At 64.5% G+C, this 16788-nt stretch carries 20 protein-coding genes; 12 read left to right on the plus strand and 8 right to left on the minus strand.

What is annotated here, in order from left to right:
- A complete protein-coding gene (locus WHZ77_RS12760; RefSeq protein ID WP_375313976.1) occupies positions 1-1215 on the plus strand; it encodes a hypothetical protein in 1215 nt (404 codons plus the stop codon).
- On the opposite strand, the gene WHZ77_RS12765 is transcribed toward WHZ77_RS12760, so the two are convergent.
- Positions 1216-1428, minus strand: a complete 213-nt coding sequence (locus WHZ77_RS12765) for a hypothetical protein (protein WP_375313977.1) — start codon at positions 1426-1428, stop codon at positions 1216-1218.
- A 91-nt stretch (positions 1429-1519) separates the two neighbouring features.
- On the minus strand, positions 1520-1858 hold the full coding sequence (yidD, locus tag WHZ77_RS12770) for a membrane protein insertion efficiency factor YidD (protein WP_375313978.1): 339 nt from the start codon (positions 1856-1858) through the stop codon (positions 1520-1522).
- A gap of 242 nt (positions 1859-2100) precedes the next feature.
- Between yidD and WHZ77_RS12775 the strand changes: the two genes are divergently transcribed.
- Positions 2101-2997 carry a hypothetical protein gene (locus WHZ77_RS12775; protein WP_375313979.1) on the plus strand — a complete coding sequence of 299 codons (897 nt, stop codon included), beginning with the start codon at positions 2101-2103 and terminating at the stop codon, positions 2995-2997.
- Between the two features lie 67 nt (positions 2998-3064).
- Here WHZ77_RS12775 and WHZ77_RS12780 read toward each other — a convergent pair whose 3' ends face one another.
- Positions 3065-3520, minus strand: coding sequence for an iron-sulfur cluster assembly scaffold protein (locus tag WHZ77_RS12780; RefSeq protein WP_375313980.1), 456 nt, complete (start codon positions 3518-3520; stop codon positions 3065-3067).
- Between the two features lie 239 nt (positions 3521-3759).
- On the opposite strand from WHZ77_RS12780, the gene folE reads away from it, so the two are divergent.
- The 4 genes from folE to WHZ77_RS12800 all read left to right on the plus strand — a co-directional run bounded on the left by folE (position 3760) and on the right by WHZ77_RS12800 (position 7614).
- A complete protein-coding gene (folE, locus tag WHZ77_RS12785; protein ID WP_375313981.1) occupies positions 3760-4452 on the plus strand; it encodes a GTP cyclohydrolase I FolE in 693 nt (230 codons plus the stop codon).
- 30 nt (positions 4453-4482) lie between these two features.
- Positions 4483-4905, plus strand: a complete 423-nt coding sequence (hisI, locus tag WHZ77_RS12790) for a phosphoribosyl-AMP cyclohydrolase (protein WP_375313982.1) — start codon at positions 4483-4485, stop codon at positions 4903-4905.
- 184 nt (positions 4906-5089) lie between these two features.
- Entirely contained in the window at positions 5090-6151 is a 1062-nt protein-coding gene (locus WHZ77_RS12795; RefSeq protein WP_375313983.1) for a lytic transglycosylase domain-containing protein, read from the plus strand.
- A gap of 287 nt (positions 6152-6438) precedes the next feature.
- Complete coding sequence (locus WHZ77_RS12800; protein ID WP_375313984.1) at positions 6439-7614, plus strand: DUF2336 domain-containing protein; 1176 nt, start codon at positions 6439-6441, stop codon at positions 7612-7614.
- A 237-nt stretch (positions 7615-7851) separates the two neighbouring features.
- Here WHZ77_RS12800 and WHZ77_RS12805 read toward each other — a convergent pair whose 3' ends face one another.
- Positions 7852-8430 (minus strand): Hpt domain-containing protein, encoded by a 579-nt coding sequence (locus tag WHZ77_RS12805; protein ID WP_375313985.1) that lies wholly within the window; start codon positions 8428-8430, stop codon positions 7852-7854.
- 30 nt (positions 8431-8460) lie between these two features.
- Positions 8461-9006 carry a response regulator gene (locus tag WHZ77_RS12810; RefSeq protein WP_015685263.1) on the minus strand — a complete coding sequence of 182 codons (546 nt, stop codon included), beginning with the start codon at positions 9004-9006 and terminating at the stop codon, positions 8461-8463.
- Between the two features lie 173 nt (positions 9007-9179).
- Between WHZ77_RS12810 and WHZ77_RS12815 the strand changes: the two genes are divergently transcribed.
- From WHZ77_RS12815 to WHZ77_RS12825, 3 genes are all read left to right on the plus strand, one after another.
- Positions 9180-9743, plus strand: coding sequence for a DUF2975 domain-containing protein (locus tag WHZ77_RS12815; RefSeq protein WP_375313986.1), 564 nt, complete (start codon positions 9180-9182; stop codon positions 9741-9743).
- Between the two features lie 2 nt (positions 9744-9745).
- On the plus strand, positions 9746-10000 hold the full coding sequence (locus tag WHZ77_RS12820; protein WP_375313987.1) for a helix-turn-helix domain-containing protein: 255 nt from the start codon (positions 9746-9748) through the stop codon (positions 9998-10000).
- A gap of 157 nt (positions 10001-10157) precedes the next feature.
- A complete protein-coding gene (locus WHZ77_RS12825; RefSeq protein WP_375313988.1) occupies positions 10158-10616 on the plus strand; it encodes a hypothetical protein in 459 nt (152 codons plus the stop codon).
- 18 nt (positions 10617-10634) lie between these two features.
- Here the strand turns inward: WHZ77_RS12825 and WHZ77_RS12830 are convergent, their stop codons facing one another.
- Positions 10635-11414 (minus strand): NAD kinase, encoded by a 780-nt coding sequence (locus WHZ77_RS12830; RefSeq protein WP_375313989.1) that lies wholly within the window; start codon positions 11412-11414, stop codon positions 10635-10637.
- A 256-nt stretch (positions 11415-11670) separates the two neighbouring features.
- Here WHZ77_RS12830 and WHZ77_RS12835 point away from each other — a divergent pair, with 256 nt between their 5' ends.
- Entirely contained in the window at positions 11671-13236 is a 1566-nt protein-coding gene (locus WHZ77_RS12835; protein WP_375313990.1) for a S10 family peptidase, read from the plus strand.
- On the opposite strand, the gene WHZ77_RS12840 is transcribed toward WHZ77_RS12835, so the two are convergent.
- Positions 13226-14611 carry a serine hydrolase domain-containing protein gene (locus tag WHZ77_RS12840; protein WP_375313991.1) on the minus strand — a complete coding sequence of 462 codons (1386 nt, stop codon included), beginning with the start codon at positions 14609-14611 and terminating at the stop codon, positions 13226-13228. The genes WHZ77_RS12835 and WHZ77_RS12840 overlap by 11 nt on opposite strands.
- Before the next feature lie 107 nt (positions 14612-14718).
- Positions 14719-15261, minus strand: coding sequence for a tetratricopeptide repeat protein (locus tag WHZ77_RS12845; RefSeq protein WP_375313992.1), 543 nt, complete (start codon positions 15259-15261; stop codon positions 14719-14721).
- A gap of 234 nt (positions 15262-15495) precedes the next feature.
- Here WHZ77_RS12845 and WHZ77_RS12850 point away from each other — a divergent pair, with 234 nt between their 5' ends.
- Both WHZ77_RS12850 and WHZ77_RS12855 read left to right on the plus strand, forming a co-directional pair.
- A complete protein-coding gene (locus WHZ77_RS12850) occupies positions 15496-15906 on the plus strand; it encodes a His-rich protein BRANT (RefSeq protein WP_375313993.1) in 411 nt (136 codons plus the stop codon).
- 365 nt (positions 15907-16271) lie between these two features.
- On the plus strand, positions 16272-16670 hold the full coding sequence (locus WHZ77_RS12855) for a hypothetical protein (protein WP_375313994.1): 399 nt from the start codon (positions 16272-16274) through the stop codon (positions 16668-16670).
- Positions 16671-16788 lie beyond the last annotated feature (118 nt).

The following is a 16788-nucleotide window of genomic DNA, read 5'->3' on the forward strand; positions in this document are numbered from 1 at the left end:
ATGGTTCGACCCCTGAGAATTGCGGCCGTCGCTGTTGCAATGCTGGCTGCGGCCGTTTCTTCCACACGCGCCGCCGACGTGACCTTCGATGACACCGCGCGATTCCTCGCGGGCATGCAGCCTTCGGCGGACTCGCCGCTGGTGCCGCTCACCCAGGATCCGGGCTGGCAGCGCCACGCAGAATTCTTTGACGGCGCCTTCACCCAGCTCGAGCAGCGGCAAATTTCCAAGGTCCGCAACTGGGCCGACGTCAACCTGGCCGCGCCGCGACCGACCATGTTCTACATGTTCAGCGGCCCGGATTTCCTCTACGCCAACGCCTTCTATTCCAAGGCGAGCACTTATGTGCTCGGCGCGCTGGAGCCGGTCGGCGCCGTGCCCGACCTGATGAAGTTGCCGCGCGGCTCGGTCGGCGCTGCGCTCTACAATGTCGAGCGCTCGCTCGGTTCGATCCTGAGCTTCTCCTTTTTCATCACCAAGCAGATGAAGGTCGACCTGCATGCCAACCAGGTCAACGGGACCTTGCCGATCCTCTATGTCTTCCTCGTCCGCTCCGGCAAGACCATCCGCAACGTCGAGATGGTCGCGCTCGACGACAAGGGCGGGATGCACACCGGCCATGACAATGCGGGACCGAATGCTACGCGCGGCGTCCGCATCACCTTCGCCGGCAGCGATGGCGAAGCGCGCACGCTGTACTATTTCTCCACCGACCTCTCCAATCCCGGCGCGCGTGCGGCAGGTTTCCTCAAGTTCTGCGAGATGCTTGGACCGGGCAACAGCCTGATCAAGAGCGCGTCCTATCTGCTTCACTCCGGCAACTTCACCGTCGTTCGCGACTGGCTGCTCGCCAACAGCGCGACCATCGTCCAGGACGATTCCGGCATTCCGCTTGCGAGCTACAATACGCGGCAATGGCGGTTCTTCCCGTTTGGCCGCTATCTCGGGCCGATCGGGGAATTCCCCGGCCGCTACCAGGAGCGCTACGCCGAACTGTTCACCCGAGCCCAGCCGATCGATTTCGGCGTCGGCTATCGCTGGCGCATGCACGAGTCGAACTTGCTGCTGTCGGTGAGGGTGCCGGGAAGCGAGATCGCACCGGTTGCGGAGACAACATCCTCCGCCGAGCCGCCGCCAAAGCCGCCGCGCCCGAAGCGGCCACGGCCGCCCGAAACGGTCCCGCCGTCGCCCGGACGTGTCTTCTGGTTCCGCTAGCTACCAGTGCACGCTCTGGCTGGGCACGATGAATGCCGTCGTGCTCGGCGGCGTGGCAAGGCTCGTCGCCAGATACCAGCCGGAGCCGAGGACGAGCGCCAGCAGCGCGATGATGGCGAGCATGTCGATGGTTCTGGGGTCGTGATCCCTCGAACTGAACTTGGGATGCGGACGAAACCTGACGTGAAGATGAGGGCTGATTTTCCAGCGCATTGTTGTTTCCTCCCTGGGGAGCAACAGAACAACGCGAGGCAAAAGTTCCGGTTCCCGTCAAGACAGCGATGCGCAAAGCACTGCAGCATGCTTACGAGGCGTTGACTCCGCGCCAGCGGCCGTAGCGCCAGGGCAGATACCAGCGCGCGCTTTGCGGTGCGGTGAGAGGCACGTTGTCGATGCCCGACGTTCCGAACGGATTGCAGCGGAGCAGGCGAGCCAGCGTCATCCAGCCACCGGCCCAGAGCCCGAACTGCTCGATCGCCTCGTCGCCGTAGACGGAGCAGGTCGGCAGGTGGCGGCAATTGTAACCGACCAGCGGCGAGAGCGTGTGGCGGTAAAGCCAGATCAGTGCGCGGCCGAATCTGCGCGGCAGTCTCAGCGCGCCCGCGATGGGAGCGGAACAATGCTCGCAGGCTGAATGCTTCATGGGCGCGGTGCTGCGATCCTGTGCGTGATATTGCTTGGTTCCAGCGCAGGGAACAGCGAGCTGTTGTGCGCGCGCCATACTTTGTCTGATTTCAGGGAGCAGCGCAGCAAGTACCTATGGACGATCTGTATTCCCCCGGATACCATTTTTGTGACGTCCATGTGTACACTTGTTGGGCGTCTGAACGGGGATTGCCTGAATCGGCTTGGGCTTAGCGCTTGGGGCTTGGGGAAGGGACCAGTTTGAAACTTCTGAAGTCGCTTCATCTTCGCGGCCGGCTGCTGGTGGGAGCCGCCGCTTGTGGGGTCGTGTTGGCGGGCGCCGTCACGACCTTGGGATCGTCGGCTCGGGCCGGTGCTACACTCGAAGAGCGCAAGCTGCCGATGAAGTTCAACTGGGTTGCCTGCGAGCCGAACTGCCGCGGCTGGGTCAGCGCGGTGGGCATCATCACCGCGGATACGCCTAAAGACTTTGAAGAATTTGCCCGCGAGCGCCAGCTCGGCGGCGCCACCGTTGTGCTCGACTCCAGCGGCGGCTCCGTTAATGACGCCATCACCCTCGGCCGGCGCTTCCGCAACCTCGGCCTTTCGACCACCGTCGGCATCAGTCTTCAGAACCGCGGCGGGCAGTCGGCCCGTCCGGCGGTCGCGCCCGAAGCCTATTGCGAATCCATGTGCGTGTTCCTGCTGCTCGCCGGCAAGACGCGCTACGTGCCTGCGGCGGCGCGTGTGCGGGTCCACCAGATCTGGATGGGCGACCGCGCCGACGATGCCAAGGCAGCCAGCTACAGCGCGCAGGACCTGATGATCGTGGAGCGCGACATCGGCCGGCTCGCCAAATACACCTTTGACATGGGCGGCGGCGGCGACCTGTTGTCGCTCGCGCTCAGCGTGCCGCCGTGGGAAGATCTGCACGAGCTGGACGCTGCCGAGCTGAAGCTCACCAATCTCGTGACGACCAATCTGGTGGCCGACGTGCTGCCGCATGTGGACGTCGCCGCGCCCGCGGTGGCGGAGCTCGCGCCGAAGACGCAGGCGAGGTTTGGTGCGGAACAGGAGCAACAGCCCCTCAAATCGACCAAGACGGCGGAGGCGGTGGTACCGACCGGCGCGGTGCAGAGCGCGGGCTCCCAGAAGTAGGACGTCCAGCAGGTCGTCGTTCGGGATTCGTGCGCCGGCGCGCGCCCAAGATTGCCTCAGTCCTGACTCAGCCTTGAGCGGCGGCGGGCTGCTTGGCCTTCGCCTCGATCTGGCCGATGGCGTCGACCACGGCATCGAAGGTCAGCAGGGTCGAGGCATGTCGTGCCTTGTAGTCGCGGACCGGCTCGAGGAATTTGATTTCCTCCCATTTGCCTACAGGAGGCGAGCCATTCTCTTTCAGCATCTTGCGAACGGTTTCGCGTAACTCACGGAGTTCGCTCGCAGTCGAGCCGACAACGTGACTTGCCATGATGGATGAAGAGGCCTGTCCCAGCGCGCAGGCCTTCACGTCATGGGCGAAGTCAGTGACGGTGTCGCCGCTCATCTTGAGGTCGATCTTCACGGTCGAGCCGCACAATTTGGAGTGGGCGGTGGCACTCGCGTCGGGGGCCGAGAGTCGTCCGAGGCGCGGAATATTCCCGGCAAGCTCGATGATCCGCTTGTTATAGATGTCGTTCAGCATGCGATGGAGTCCAACACTTCCGTACCGGATCGGCCTTGGCGGGCGCCGTCCAGGTCCTATATAAGGTCGGAACTGGCGGAAAAACAGTCCAGCGGTGCGGCAGCGGTGATCCAGATCTGCGCGGCTGGTGTAATGAGCCAAGGACCTTTTCGCTAATACTGTTCTCTTCAGGCGTCCGGCGGCATGCCGCCCCGTCTGCCGGTGACACTCCGGCCACAAGGCCGTCGAACGGAGTAGACATGGACGCTGCAATCAAATCCATCCGCCCGGGCAAGCCCGCTGACAAGCAGCCCGAGACCCGCCCGGCAGAGCTCGATCCCGCCGAATTCCTCGCGGCCGCCGTCCGCGCCGACCAGCCGCGCCCGGCGCGCGCAGAGGCGGAAGCGGCGGTGAAGACGCTGCTCGCCTATATCGGAGAGAACACCGAGCGCGAGGGCCTGCTCGACACGCCGCGCCGCGTGGTCGAGGCCTTCGACGAGCTTTACCAAGGTTACCACCAGTGCCCGGCCGAGGTGCTCGACCGCACCTTTGGCGAGACCGCGGGCTATGACGATTTCGTGCTGGTGCGCGACATCGAGTTCACCTCGCAGTGCGAGCATCACATGATGCCGTTCTACGGCAAGGCTCATATCGCCTATACGCCGGTGGAACGCGTCGTCGGCCTGTCCAAGCTCGCCCGCCTGACCGATATCTTCGCCCGCCGGCTCCAGACCCAGGAGCATCTGACGGCGCAGATCGCCGCGGCCATCGACGAAATCCTCAAGCCCCGCGGCGTTGCGGTGCTGATCGAGGCCGAGCATACCTGCATGTCGGTGCGTGGCGTCGCCAAGCATGGCGCCTCCACCTTCACCAGCCGCTTCACCGGCATGTTCCGCGACAATCCGGCGGAGCAGGCTCGTTTCCTGTCCCTGGTGCGAGGCCTGCAGCGCTGACCTCGCGAAAGCTTTTTGGCGAGGACGCCCGTGTCCGCTCACTCTCATGACATCGAGGAAGGTCTGTCCTTCCAGCCGCGCTTCGACGCAGGCGGCCTTGTGACCTGCGTGGCAACCGACGTCGCCACCGGCGACGTGCTGATGGTCGCCCACATGAACGACGAGGCCCTGCGCAAGACGATTGCGACCGGCGAGGCTTGGTACTTCAGCCGCTCGCGCAATGCCTTGTGGCGAAAAGGTGAGACCTCGGGTCAGACCCAGCGCGTGGTCGAGATCCGTACCGATTGCGACCAGGACGCGGTCTGGATCCGTGTCGAGCAGATCGGCGCGGCCTGCCACACCGGCCGGAGGTCCTGCTTCTACCGCAAGGTCGAGGCCGAGGGCGGAGGGAAGAAGCTCGTCTTCGTCGATGCGGACAGGCTGTTCGATCCCGGCGACGTCTATAAGAAGTAGCTCTCCGTCATTCCGGGGCGCGTAGCGCGAGCCGGGAATCCATTGCGAGGCGTCACGTGCGGCCAAATGGATTCCGGGCTCATCGCTGACGCGATGCCCCGGAATGACTCGGGGACGGGCCGCCCCCCGAATTAACCTCGCATTAACCATACCTGTCCCACGGTGAGACGACAGGGCGTCCGAATTGCCGGCGCCGCTCAACGCCGCACGGGGCGGGTACTCCATCATGTCGGTCGACAATTCCAGTGCGTCGCAGACGGCGGTTCTCGATCCGTCGGGGGCGCGTGTCGCCGGTGCGATCAAGCAGGCCTCGAACATTTCCGGCGTCAGCTTCCAATACATGCTGACCACGGCCAAGATGGAATCGGATTTCGATCCGACTGCGGGCGCCACCACATCCTCCGCGCACGGGCTCTACCAGTTCATCGACCAGACCTGGCTCGGCACGGTCAAGGAGGCGGGCACACAGCTTGGCTATGGCAATTATTCCGATGCGATCACCAGGACGTCGTCGGGCACCTACACGGTCGACGATCCCGCCATGAAGCGGTCGATCATGAAGCTGCGCGACGATCCGGAGGCCGCGTCCAGCATGGCCGCGGCGCTGACGCAGTCGAACAGCTTCAAACTCACGGGCCTGCTCGGCCGCAGGCCGTCCGACAGCGAACTCTACATGGCGCATTTCATGGGCGTCGGCGGCGCCGCGAAACTGATCGCCAATGCCGAAGACAATCCGCAAGCGGTCGGCGCGCGGCTGTTTCCCAATGCGGCATCCGCCAACCGCTCGATCTTCTATGCCAAGGACGGCCGTGCCCGCAGCGTCTCCGAAGTCTATTCGGTGCTGGACGCGCGCTACGCCAGCGCCGCGAATTCCAGGACGACCCGCAGCGCGATGGCGATGTATGGCGGCGCGCCGCCAACGACACAGGTTGCGAGCGCCAACGGCGTGCAGCCGACTGCGCCGGTGATCGACAATGCCGCCTATCTCCAGAGCTTCCCCACTACGCGTGCCGTAACGCCGGTGGGCGCGCCGTCGCCAGCGACGGTCGCGGACAATACGCCGGTCACGCCGGTGTTTCGCTCGATCTACCAGCCTGGCGACGCCACCCAGCCGGTCTCGACCACAGTGCAGAAATTGTGGGGCAACAACGCCTCGCTCACGTCAGTCGCGTCGGCGACGCCCGACGTACGACCGCCGCAACCGCTCGATCTCTTCAGCGATCGCAGCGGCACGTTCTCGAGTTAATCAGGTCGCGTGTCTCGGACGCGTTGCGGCGCGAAAGCGCTGCTGCGCAGAACCGGGACCAAAGCAGCAGGCGCCGCGCTCTCTGAATTATGGCCCCGGCTGGGCAGCCCATCACTGCGTGCTGTCCTGCGTCCTGGGCGAGAGCAACGACCGTCCCGGTTCCCTTAACAAAACGTCAATAAAACCAGCCGGTTATGGTGAACGCTTTGTTAAGCGTCGTGGTTTATTTTGTGTTGCAGGTGACAAGCCGTCACCGCTTCGTCGTCGTTGCGTAAGCCGGAAGCACCATGATCGTTCGGCAGTTCATCAATTGGATCAGGACGGCGCCCGCAGGCGAGCGGGCCGAGGCGACACGGGCATTGGCCCGGGCCTGGCTGATCTCGGACCTTTCCCACGACGACCGCGTCGCGGCCGAAGGCGCGCTGCTGATGCTGCTTGACGATCCCTCGCCGCTGGTGCGGCAGGCGATGGCCGAGGCGTTTGCGCGCAGCATTGAGGCGCCCGCGACAATCGTGCGGGCACTGTCGGCGGACCAGCCGACCGTGGCGCTGCCCGTGCTCGAACATTCTCCGCTCCTGATCGACGCTGATCTCGTCGACATCGTCGCCACCGGCAATGACGAGGTGCAGTGCGCGGTCGCCCGCCGCATCGCGCTGCCGGTGTCGGTCTGCGCCGCCATTGCCGAAGTCGGCTGCGCGGCGGCGGCGCTCGAGCTGATCGAAAATTCCCATGCCGAGCTCGCGCCGTTCTCCTGGGATCGCATCGTCGAGCGTCACGGTCATCTCGCTGCGATCCGCGAGGCGATGCTGGTGCTGGAGGATCTGCCGGCTGCCACGCGCGCAGCGCTGGTGGCCAAGCTCACCGAGACCCTTGCGCAATTCGTCGTGGCACGGAACTGGCTGAGCGCCGATCGTGCCGATCGCATCGCGGCCGAGGCGCGCGACCGTTCCACCATGAACATTGCGGCGCGCTCGCGCGGCGAGGACATGCAGGGCTTGGTGCGGCACCTGCGCATCACCGGCCAGCTCACCGCTGGCCTGATCCTGCGCGCGCTGCTGTCGAGCAATCTCGACCTGTTCGACGCGGCGCTTGCCGAGCTCGCCGATCTGCCCCGGGCGCGCGTGTCTGCGCTGCTGCACGATCGCGGCGGCAACAGCCTGCATGCGCTGCTCCGCCGCGCGGGCCTGCCCGAAGCGACCTTCGCGGCATTCCAGGTCGCGCTCGACGCATGTCACGAGCAGGGCTTCGTCGACAGCGACGACGGCGCGGTGCGGCTGCGCCGGCGCATGGTCGAGCGTGTGCTCACCCATTGCGAGACCGATCGCGGCGCCACTGAGCCGCTGATGGTCCTGCTCCGCCGCTTCGCCACGGAGTCGGCGCGCGAAGAGGCAAGGTTGTTCTGCGACGAGCTGGTCGCGGACGATGCGATTGATCCGGCTTTTGATGATCTGATTGCGGCGTAGCGATCGAGATGCCGTAGGGTGGGCAAAGGCGCAAAGCGCGTGCACACCATTTGTCCGCACAGCTTATATTAGTTGGTGGGCACGCTTCGCTTTGCCCACCCTACGAGGATGTGAATCTTTCGACTTTCTGCGATTTCGATGTGAGTCAAATCAACGACTTAGCTTGCTCGAAAACGGCATAAATCGAATTGTCTCTCATGCTCTACGACACTCGCGCTCGCAATAACGAGTACAGAGCTACTCCGCCGGCACGATGCTCGGCGCCAGGATCACCTCGAGATGCTCGGGGCGATCGCGGTTGACGTCGGCAAGATAGTCATCGGCGACCTTGCGGAGGCGGCGGCTGAGTTCGGCAGAGACGCTGATTCTGTCGAGCTTGGTGTTCTCGTGCACGATGGCGAGGATGGCGTTGATGTGATGCGTGAACAGCTCGGCCGGCACCCGTGCGAGGTCGGGCGCGTGCTCGATGACGCGGCACAGGCTCTCGGCGATCCCCGCCGCTTCCGGATAGCCGAACGTCGCGGCGTCGCCCTTGATATCGTGGGCGGCGTGGAACAGCTCGTCGCGACTTGCCTTGGTGAAGCCGTCATTGCGGATGGTGGCGTAGGCGGCAAACAGCCGGTCGACCTCGGTCGCCATCCAGCCCTTGAACTCGCCGGAGAGATCCGCCAGCGCCTGCTCGGCGCGGGCGACCGGATCGTCCATGTCCTTTTCATCGACCCGACGCAGGACTTTCCGCAGTGGATTGGGCTGCGTGATGACCTGATGCGTGGCGAAGGCCGTGACCTCGATGTCCCTTGCGCTGTTCTTCGCCATGATGTCTGCCCGATCGAGTGAGACGTTGCGCTAGATGGACGAGCGCGCCTTGTCGAGCAGCGAGGGCTGCTGCAGCACCTCGTGCTTTTCGCCGACACGGCGTTCGGGACCCATATAGGCGGAGCTGGTGTTGCGGCGCCGGTCCGGACCGAAATAGGTCTTGGTCTTGATGAAGGGCCGGGGACTGGCGACAACGTTGAGGATGCGCTGATAGAGGCCCTTGGCCGAGATCGGCTTGGCCAGGAATTCGGTGACGCCGGCATCGCGCGCGACCGTGACACGGCGTTTCTCGGAATGGCCGGTCAGCATGATGATCGGCGCGTAAGGATTGCCCTTGGATTCCGGCTGCCGGATCATCTGCGCGAGCTCGAGCCCGTCGAAGATCGGCATCGCCCAGTCGGCGATGACAATGTCGGGCACGTAGTGGCTGTACATTTCCAGCGCGGTGGCGCCGTCCTCGGCCTCGTAGACTTCGCGCGCGCCGAACGAATGCAGCAGCGTCCGCAGGATGCGGCGCATGTGCGGATTGTCGTCGCAGATGAGGAAGCGCAGTTTGTTGAAATCGATGCGGAACATGACGCCTGGGCCAGAGCGGTCAACCTTCGTTAACCATATCGCGCAGGGGGTTAACGAAGGGTTGCCGGTGCATTTTTAGAATGCGTAGCGACGATCAGGAGGTAGTGATATCGTAATTCCGCCATTTTTTATTGTAAAACAATAAAAACATTGAATGGAGCGGAGATACTCCGATGAGCGTGATCGTGTTTCCTTTTCCTGTGCCGGCGGAGCCGCGCTTGCGGCGCATCGGGCGGATCGTCAGCGTCGGCGCGCTCGTCTGCGTCGCCGGCGGGGTGCTTGCGGTGCCCCTGCTATGGTCGAGCGACGAGGTGCTATGGCGTTGGATCGCGACGCAATCCCCGCTGGGAGCACGGCAGTTCACGCTCAATCCCGGTACGCGCTTCGTGGGCGCGCTGATCAGCATGATCGGCCTTGCGCCTGTGATCTACGCCCTGCTGCAGCTCTCGATGCTGTTCTCCCGTTTCGCACGCGGCGAGGTGTTTGTGACCGAGAATGCCTGGCGCATCCGCCGGATGGGCCTCGCGCTGATCGTCAATGCATTGATCTCTCCGCTGGTGCAGATGCTCACCACGCTCAACCTGACACGGGCCAATCAATCCGGCCAGCTCGTGGTCATGTTCGGCATCGAACAGTCGCAGGTGCTGTCGTTGCTGAGCGGCCTGGCGCTCGTCGCGTTCGCAACCGTGATGGCAGATGCCGTTCGGGTGTGGCACGAGAACAGCGAGATCATCTGACCATGCCGATCATCGTCAACCTCGACGTCATGCTGGCCAAACGCAAGATCAGGTCGCGTGAGCTCGCGGCGCGCATCGAGCTCACGGAGGCAAACGTCTCCCTGTTGAAGTCGGGCAAGGTGCGCGGCATTCGCTTCGACACGCTGGAGCGGATCTGCGCCGTGCTCGACTGCCAGCCCGGCGATATCCTGGAATATGTCCCTGACAACGCGAACGGCTCTCTAGAACCCCGCGCGATCGGCCGGAAATCGGCCTAGCCACTTCCTCAAGTCCAGACTGGAGATACCTGCGATGAACCGCCTGGCGCGCGTTCTTGCGAGCGCGGCTGCGCTTGTGCTCGGCGGTTGCAGCTCGGTGCCGCTGACGTCGATCCCGCGATTGGCCCGCATCGATGCCAGGACGACGGATTTGTCGATGCTGCGCGTCGCCGTGCAATTGCCCGAGGCGTTGCGGCCACGTTCGGATGGCGTCAAGCTCGACGTCGTCACCAAAGTGGCCGGCGACGCCGAGAGAAAGACGAGTTTTGCCATGGTGGAGATGAGCGACGCGCGAGATCGCGCGGGCCTGCCGGCGCCGCCGCGGGGCTCGTCAACCTACGCCTATCGCTTGTCGTCGGCCGATGCTGCACGCTTCGAGGCGCTGCGCGCCTCGATGGTCGAGCAGGGGAAGCAAGGCAAACGCGGTTCGATGGGGCTTGGCGTCGCAGCGAAGGAATTCTGCCGTAGGAATGCAGCGCCGCAGGCATCGCTGCCAGTAGCGATCTATCTTATGACATCGGAGACCAAGAGCTTCGTTTCCGTGGTCAGGGATTTTGATCTGCTCGGCGATCCCGCAATGGCGGGCGGCCTCGAACAAATTCAGCCATGCGGCTAGTGAGCCGCGCGCTGGAGCTCAGTAGCCGAACTGCTCGCGCAGGATACGCTCTTCCAGGCTGTGGCCGGGGTCGAACAGCATGCGCATCGAGATGGTCTTGTCGGACAGGACCTCGACGCGGCGGACATCGCGCACCTCGTCGTGGTCGGCGACCGCCGCCACGGGGCGCTTGTCGCCCTCCAGTACCTCGATCACGACATAGGCCGTGTTCGGCAGCAGCGCGCCGCGCCAGCGGCGCGGGCGGAAGGCACTGATCGGGGTCAGTGCGAGCAGGGCCGCGTTGATCGGCAGGATCGGTCCCTGCGCCGACAGATTGTACGCCGTGGAGCCAGCCGGCGTTGCCACCATGATGCCGTCGGCGATCAGCTCCGGCATGCGCTCGCGCTCGTCGATCAGGATCCGCAGGCGCGCCGCCTGGTAGGTCTGCCGAAACAGAGCGACTTCGTTGATGGCGTGATGCAGGTGGACGCGGTCGTTGACGTCGGTCGCACGCATCAGCAGCGGATTGATCTCGGATTCATGCGCGGCTTCCAGACGCCCACGCAGATCGACCGTCGAATATTCGTTCATCAGGAAGCCGACAGTGCCGCGGTGCATGCCGTAGATCGGCTTTCCCGTGTGCATGTGTTGGTGCAGCGTCTGGAGCATCAGGCCGTCGCCGCCGAGCGCGACTACGATGTCAGCCTCGTTCGGGTCGCAATTGCCATACTCCCTGCTGAGCTGGCCGAAGGCCACTTGCGCCTCGTTGCTCGGGCTGGCGACGAAGGCGATCCGGTCGTATCGCGCTGGCTTGGTCATGGCTTCCGGGCAGGGCCGCTGGCTGGAGAAAGGTCCGCCGGGCTCGTCTATACGACCTGGGCCTGCATTGTCGAGGAGGACCGCTGCTCAAGGCAAACGGGCGGTTGTTCATCCCGATTCAGGAGCAAACCAGGTCGATTTCCGTCCGATCGGGCTGTTCGGGCACCGCCGGGCCGGTGATCCCCCAAACCGTCGCAATTCCTCGCTAGCCTTTCGGCACGCAGCGGTCTTCAGAGAGCCGGGCAAGGAGACGATCATGATCACGAGTTTGCCGGCGCTCCGCCATGCGGCCCTGGTGCTGGCGGTGTCGACTTTCGCATTCGCAGGCTTGGCGCGCGCGGACGATCCGCCGCAGCCGCGCTCCGAGGCGTCTGCGCCGGCCGGACAGAAAGGCGGGCGCGGCGGTGGCGCGCAAAGCGCGTCGCAGAATTCGCCGGCAGCCGAGCTGCACCGTCTGCCGCCGGATTCGACCACGAAGCAGACGCTCGATCTGCCCGGCCGCACGCTCGATTTCACCGCGACCGCCGGCTCGATCCGCGTGTTCGACGGCAAGGGCGAGCCGCTGGCCGATATCGCCGCGACGTCCTATGAGCTTACCGGCGCCGACCGCGCGACGCGCCCCGTGACGTTCCTGTTCAACGGCGGGCCCGGCGCATCCTCCGCATGGCTTCAGTTCGGCGCGGCCGGGCCGTGGCGGCTGCCGCTAGACGGCGAAGCGCTGTCGCCCTCGGCTTCGCCCGAGGTGAAGCCGAATGCGGAAACCTGGCTCGACTTCACCGATCTCGTCTTCATCGATCCCGTCAGCACCGGCTACAGCCGCTTCGTCGCGAGCGGCGAGGATGCGCGCAAGTCCTTCTATTCCGTCGATGGCGACGTCAATGCGATTGCGCTGGTGATCCGCCGCTGGCTGGAGAAGCACGACCGGCTGACCTCGCCGAAATACGTCGCGGGCGAGAGCTATGGCGGCATTCGCGGACCGAAGGTCGTGCGCCAGCTGCAGCTCCAGCATGGCGTCGGCGTCAAGGGATTGATCCTGGTGTCGCCGTTGCTGGACTTCCGCGAGTTCACGGGCACGAGCCTCCTGCAATATGTCGCGACGCTGCCGAGCTATGTGGCGGTCGCGCGTGAGGTCAAGGGACCGGTGAAGCGCGCCGATCTCGCCGATGTCGAAGCTTACGCGCGTGGCGAATTCCTGGCTGATCTCGTCAAGGGCGAGGCGGACAAGGAGGCCACCAATCGCCTTGCCGACAAGGTCGCCGAGCTCACCGGCATCGACCAGACGGTGAGCCGCAGGCTCGCCGGCCGCTTCGACGTCGGCGAATTCCGCCGCGAGTTCGATCGCAGGAACGGCAAGGTGACGGGGCGCTACGATGCCTCGGTGCGCGGCTTCGATCCCTATCCGGATTCGGGTAACTCCCGTTTCGGCGACCCTTCGGGCGATGTGCTCCAGGCGCCGTTGACGAGTGCTGCGGTCGACGTGCTGACGCGCAAGCTCAACTGGCGGCCGGATGGCTCCTATGAAGTCCTGAACGGGGCCGTGGAAGGCCAATGGGATTTCGGCCGCGGCATCAACCCGCCGCAGTCCGTGTCGGATCTGCGCCAGATCCTCGCCACCGACGCGAAGCTGAACGTGCTGGTTGCGCACGGCCTGTTCGATCTTGCCACGCCCTATTTCGGGTCGAAGCGGGTGCTCGACCAGTTGCCGGCGTTCGCGACGCAGCGCGTGAAGTTCGTCGTCTATCCCGGCGGCCACATGTTCTATTCGCGCGACGGGGCGCGGCAGGCGCTTCGGAGCGAGGTCGAGGCGCTGATCAGGGAATAGGCCGGCGCTTGCGCGGCTTGTATCTCCGCTCGATTTCGCGAGCCACGACGCTCGCAGGCTTGACGTTGGCTCCTGCGATCCAGACGTCGCTGACCTTGCCGCGCGCGTCGCGGACGCGGCGCACCGGCTCGCCATGACTTGAATAGCCGGCGGCGGAGACGAGCTTGCCGGTGTCACGGCCGGTGACTTCGATTTCGGCGGCATCCATGAACGGATTGTTGAACTGCGGGTTGGCGATCAGCACGCGGTTGCCTACCGGGACCAGATCGTTCGCGCCCCAGAGCGTCCACCAGCGGCCGTTCCAGTCGCGCAGGCGCCGGTCGGGCGCGCCGCGGGTCTTGAAGACGCGCAGGATCTGCATGGCGCCATCCATCCAGAACGGCGCCGCGCCGTCGATGGAGTTGCTGAGGATGCTGATCGCGAGCTCGCAAGCCGGGATGGAGCAGGTCCGGGAGATGTAACCCTGGAAACCGCCGCTGTGACCGAACCAGTCCCAGCCATCCATCTTGCCGGCGTTGACGCCCAGGCCGTAGTAGCTCTCGAAGCTTTGCGGGACGCGCCAATGGTGCCGTGTCATCTCGCGGCGGCTCGCCACTGACAGCACGCTCTTCCTGGCGTTGGGTGCAAGCTGCGCGAAGAAGCGCGCCGTATCGCCGGCGGTGGCGGCAAAGCCTGTCGCGGACGCCATCGCATGCGTGGGATTGTCGCCCGGGATCACGCAACGCTCGCCAAGTGGAACCCTTCGCGTGTGGCCGCGCGCGAACGATGCGCCCTTGGGAAGTGGCGCGTCCGGCTCGGTTTCGCGCAGGCCTGCGGCCTCGACGATCTCCCGTTTGATCCAGACGGAGTAGGGCTCCTTCGTCACGGCTTCGATGACGAGACCGAGCAGGCCAAAGCCATGGTTGGAATATTTGAAGCGCGTGCCGGGCTCGATCGCGGTCGGCAGCTGCAGCTCCGCGAGCAACTCCTTCGCGCTCAGATACGGACGACGATCGATGAACTGGCCGGAATCGGCGCCGTCGCGCGTCAGCCCCGCGGTGTGCGAGAGCAGCTGCGTGATGGTCGTCTCGGCAACGCGCGGATGCAAGCCGTCGACATATTGGCCGACGGGATCATCGAGCCGGAGCTTGCGCTGCTCGCGCAGCTTCATGATGCCGGCCGAGGTGAAGCTCTTCGAGTGCGAGGCAATGCGGAAGCGGTGGCGCGGCGTGAGCTTCTCGCCGGTGTCGAGATTGGCGAGGCCGAACGCATGCTCGGCAACAACCTGGCCACGATGGGCAAACGCGACGATGACGCCGGGCTGCTGGATTGTCGTCTGCTGGAATTCGATCCAGGAAGAGATGTAGTCGATCGCGGATCGCAGCCACGTATCCATTGCGCACCAATTTCAGGGAGTATTCGTGCGCCAAGGCTAGCCGAGAACGCGGAACGGGCACAACCTCGAGGTTGTGCCCGCTCATTTGGTCCGAAGACGCGATGTCTTCAGTAGACGAGCGTCGCGCCGGTCGGCTTGTCGAGCGCGGCGGCGAGCGAGCGATATTCGGAGCTGTCGGTGCCGGCGAGCGAGGCGATCTTGTTCAGATGATACTGCGCCTGTTCGCGGTTGCCCTGCTCGAGCTGCCAGAGGCCGTAATACTGCCAGGTGCGGACGTGGTTCGGATCATCCTTCAACGCCAGCTCGTAGTAGACCTTCGACGACTGGTAGTTGCCGAGCTTGCGGTAGGAGTAGCCGATCAAGTTGGCAACATCGGCGACGTCGTCGCGGTTGAGCGACTTCAACTGGCCGATCGCGCCGGTGTAGTCGTGGTTGTCGTAGATCGTGGTGTAGGCGGTGCGATAGGCAGCCAGGAATTTGGGATCGCTGACGGAGGAGCTCTTCTTCTTGCCCTTCTTGGACGAGTCGTCCGACTTCGGCGGAGAGGAGGGCTCGTCGCTGCCCGCGGCATAGGCGCTGGTCAGAACCGGCCCGGCCGCCAGCGTCATGGCGACGAGTCCCGGCACAAGAAGCGTAGAGAGTTTGCGCATCTAAGTTCTCCCGAATGGAACGTGGCGATCCTACACGATTGCCCTAGGACCGGAACACCCATCCGCCAAAAACATTCCCGTCCCGTGCGTGAATGACGAACTTGTCATCGAGATGAACGGGAGCCTGCAAGGGGCTTCAGACTGGGTTCAGCGCGGTGCTCCTAGGCTCTCGCCTACGATCGAAGAGGAGACGAGAGGGCGCCGCCTCAAGATCCTTCCAAGAGGAGACCAACCATGTTGAAGACCATTTCCGCAGCCTTGCTCGCCGCTTCTGTGATCGCAGCCCCGGCCTTCGCGGCCGAGGTCGGCAAGACCACCACGACTGCGCCGGTGATCAAGGCGGACCAGAGCCAGACCAAGGCGTCGACCATCGCCGCGAAACCCGACGTGGCCGTCAAGGCCGATGCCAAGGCAACCGATGCGAAGGCAACCGACGTCAAGTCGACCGACGCGAAGGCCGCTGCCGACGTCAAGGCGGACGCCAAGGTGGATACCAAGGCGATGAACGCCAACGCCGCGGTCACGCCCGACCAGCACAAGACCGTGCGTACCCATCGCCATCATCACAAGCAGGTGTTGGCCAAGAAGCCGCTGAACGCGCAGCCGGACGTGACCAAGCCGGCGACGTCGGACAAGCGCAGCTAAGACTGATCCCGCGCGGCGGCATCCAGCATTGCCCCGTCGCCGTGTGCGGAATTCAGGCCCGGCCCGTCGTCTCGGCGTCCTGCGCGAAAGCGCAGGCGCCGGCGGCGGGCCGGTGCGCCGATGCGGCAGGCGAATTGCCTTCGATGCGCGACCACAAACCAGAACCTCGAAAACAACCCCATGCACAGTAGCCGGTGATAGACATATCAATGGTTTGACGTCTGTCGATTTGCGGATTTTACGAATCCGGTTGACTCGTCGGGCAAAACACCTCTAGACATGCATCATCGCAACCTTGGGGCTGGACGTCTCCGGGTCTGATTGAGCGGCGAGCGTGACCTGTGGGGCGATTGGCGAAACGTGCGATGATCCTGGCATTGCCGCTGGCGCTTGCGGGATGTTTCGGCAGCGACGGTGACCGTCCGTCCCTGATCGGCGGGAGTCAGGCCGGCGGTCCGCAGCCGTTCCCGGACAATTTCCGCAGCGATACGGTCGCCCTGATGCGCGCCTATCTGAACAATCCGGTCGCCGTGCGCGAGGCCAGCATGGCCGATCCAATACAGCGTGAGCTCGGCGGCCGGCAGTTCTTTGTCAGCTGCCTGCGCTTCACCCCGCGCGAGACCGACGGCAGCTACAAGGGCATGCGCGAGCGCGCGGTGGTGTTCGTCAACGGCAGGGCGGATCGCGTTGTCGACAAGGCCAGCGAGCTCTGCGCCGGCGCGGTTTACGGACCCTTTCCGGAACTCGAAAAGATGACGCGGTAGCACAAAGCCGACCTTCATCGCCCGGTGGTAAGACACAGGTCGCCGGAGCCGCTGGATCACATTTCGGCGAGCTTTGAACGGGTGGTTTGGCCTTGCGACGAATCGTTACGGCAGACTT

Source organism: Bradyrhizobium sp. A5 (genome assembly GCF_042076515.1).
In the GTDB taxonomy this organism is placed as follows: Bacteria; Pseudomonadota; Alphaproteobacteria; order Rhizobiales; family Xanthobacteraceae; genus Bradyrhizobium; species Bradyrhizobium cosmicum.

What these genes read in the sequence shown, in the direction of transcription:
- WHZ77_RS12850 (WP_375313993.1), top strand. Translation starts at nt 15,496, where the DNA reads ATGTTGAAGACCATTTCCGCAGCCTTGCTCGCCGCTTCTGTGATCGCA.
- WHZ77_RS12825 (WP_375313988.1), top strand. Translation starts at nt 10,158, where the DNA reads ATGCTGCGCGTCGCCGTGCAATTGCCCGAGGCGTTGCGGCCACGTTCG.
- WHZ77_RS12855 (WP_375313994.1), top strand. Translation starts at nt 16,272, where the DNA reads ATGATCCTGGCATTGCCGCTGGCGCTTGCGGGATGTTTCGGCAGCGAC.
- WHZ77_RS12765 (WP_375313977.1), bottom strand. Translation starts at nt 1,428, where the DNA reads ATGCGCTGGAAAATCAGCCCTCATCTTCACGTCAGGTTTCGTCCGCAT.
- WHZ77_RS12780 (WP_375313980.1), bottom strand. Translation starts at nt 3,520, where the DNA reads ATGCTGAACGACATCTATAACAAGCGGATCATCGAGCTTGCCGGGAAT.
- WHZ77_RS12760 (WP_375313976.1), top strand. Translation starts at nt 1, where the DNA reads ATGGTTCGACCCCTGAGAATTGCGGCCGTCGCTGTTGCAATGCTGGCT.
- WHZ77_RS12845 (WP_375313992.1), bottom strand. Translation starts at nt 15,261, where the DNA reads ATGCGCAAACTCTCTACGCTTCTTGTGCCGGGACTCGTCGCCATGACG.
- WHZ77_RS12810 (WP_015685263.1), bottom strand. Translation starts at nt 9,006, where the DNA reads ATGTTCCGCATCGATTTCAACAAACTGCGCTTCCTCATCTGCGACGAC.
- yidD (WP_375313978.1), bottom strand. Translation starts at nt 1,858, where the DNA reads ATGAAGCATTCAGCCTGCGAGCATTGTTCCGCTCCCATCGCGGGCGCG.
- WHZ77_RS12815 (WP_375313986.1), top strand. Translation starts at nt 9,180, where the DNA reads ATGAGCGTGATCGTGTTTCCTTTTCCTGTGCCGGCGGAGCCGCGCTTG.
- WHZ77_RS12830 (WP_375313989.1), bottom strand. Translation starts at nt 11,414, where the DNA reads ATGACCAAGCCAGCGCGATACGACCGGATCGCCTTCGTCGCCAGCCCG.
- WHZ77_RS12805 (WP_375313985.1), bottom strand. Translation starts at nt 8,430, where the DNA reads ATGGCGAAGAACAGCGCAAGGGACATCGAGGTCACGGCCTTCGCCACG.
- folE (WP_375313981.1), top strand. Translation starts at nt 3,760, where the DNA reads ATGGACGCTGCAATCAAATCCATCCGCCCGGGCAAGCCCGCTGACAAG.
- WHZ77_RS12840 (WP_375313991.1), bottom strand. Translation starts at nt 14,611, where the DNA reads ATGGATACGTGGCTGCGATCCGCGATCGACTACATCTCTTCCTGGATC.
- WHZ77_RS12835 (WP_375313990.1), top strand. Translation starts at nt 11,671, where the DNA reads ATGATCACGAGTTTGCCGGCGCTCCGCCATGCGGCCCTGGTGCTGGCG.
- WHZ77_RS12820 (WP_375313987.1), top strand. Translation starts at nt 9,746, where the DNA reads ATGCCGATCATCGTCAACCTCGACGTCATGCTGGCCAAACGCAAGATC.
- WHZ77_RS12800 (WP_375313984.1), top strand. Translation starts at nt 6,439, where the DNA reads ATGATCGTTCGGCAGTTCATCAATTGGATCAGGACGGCGCCCGCAGGC.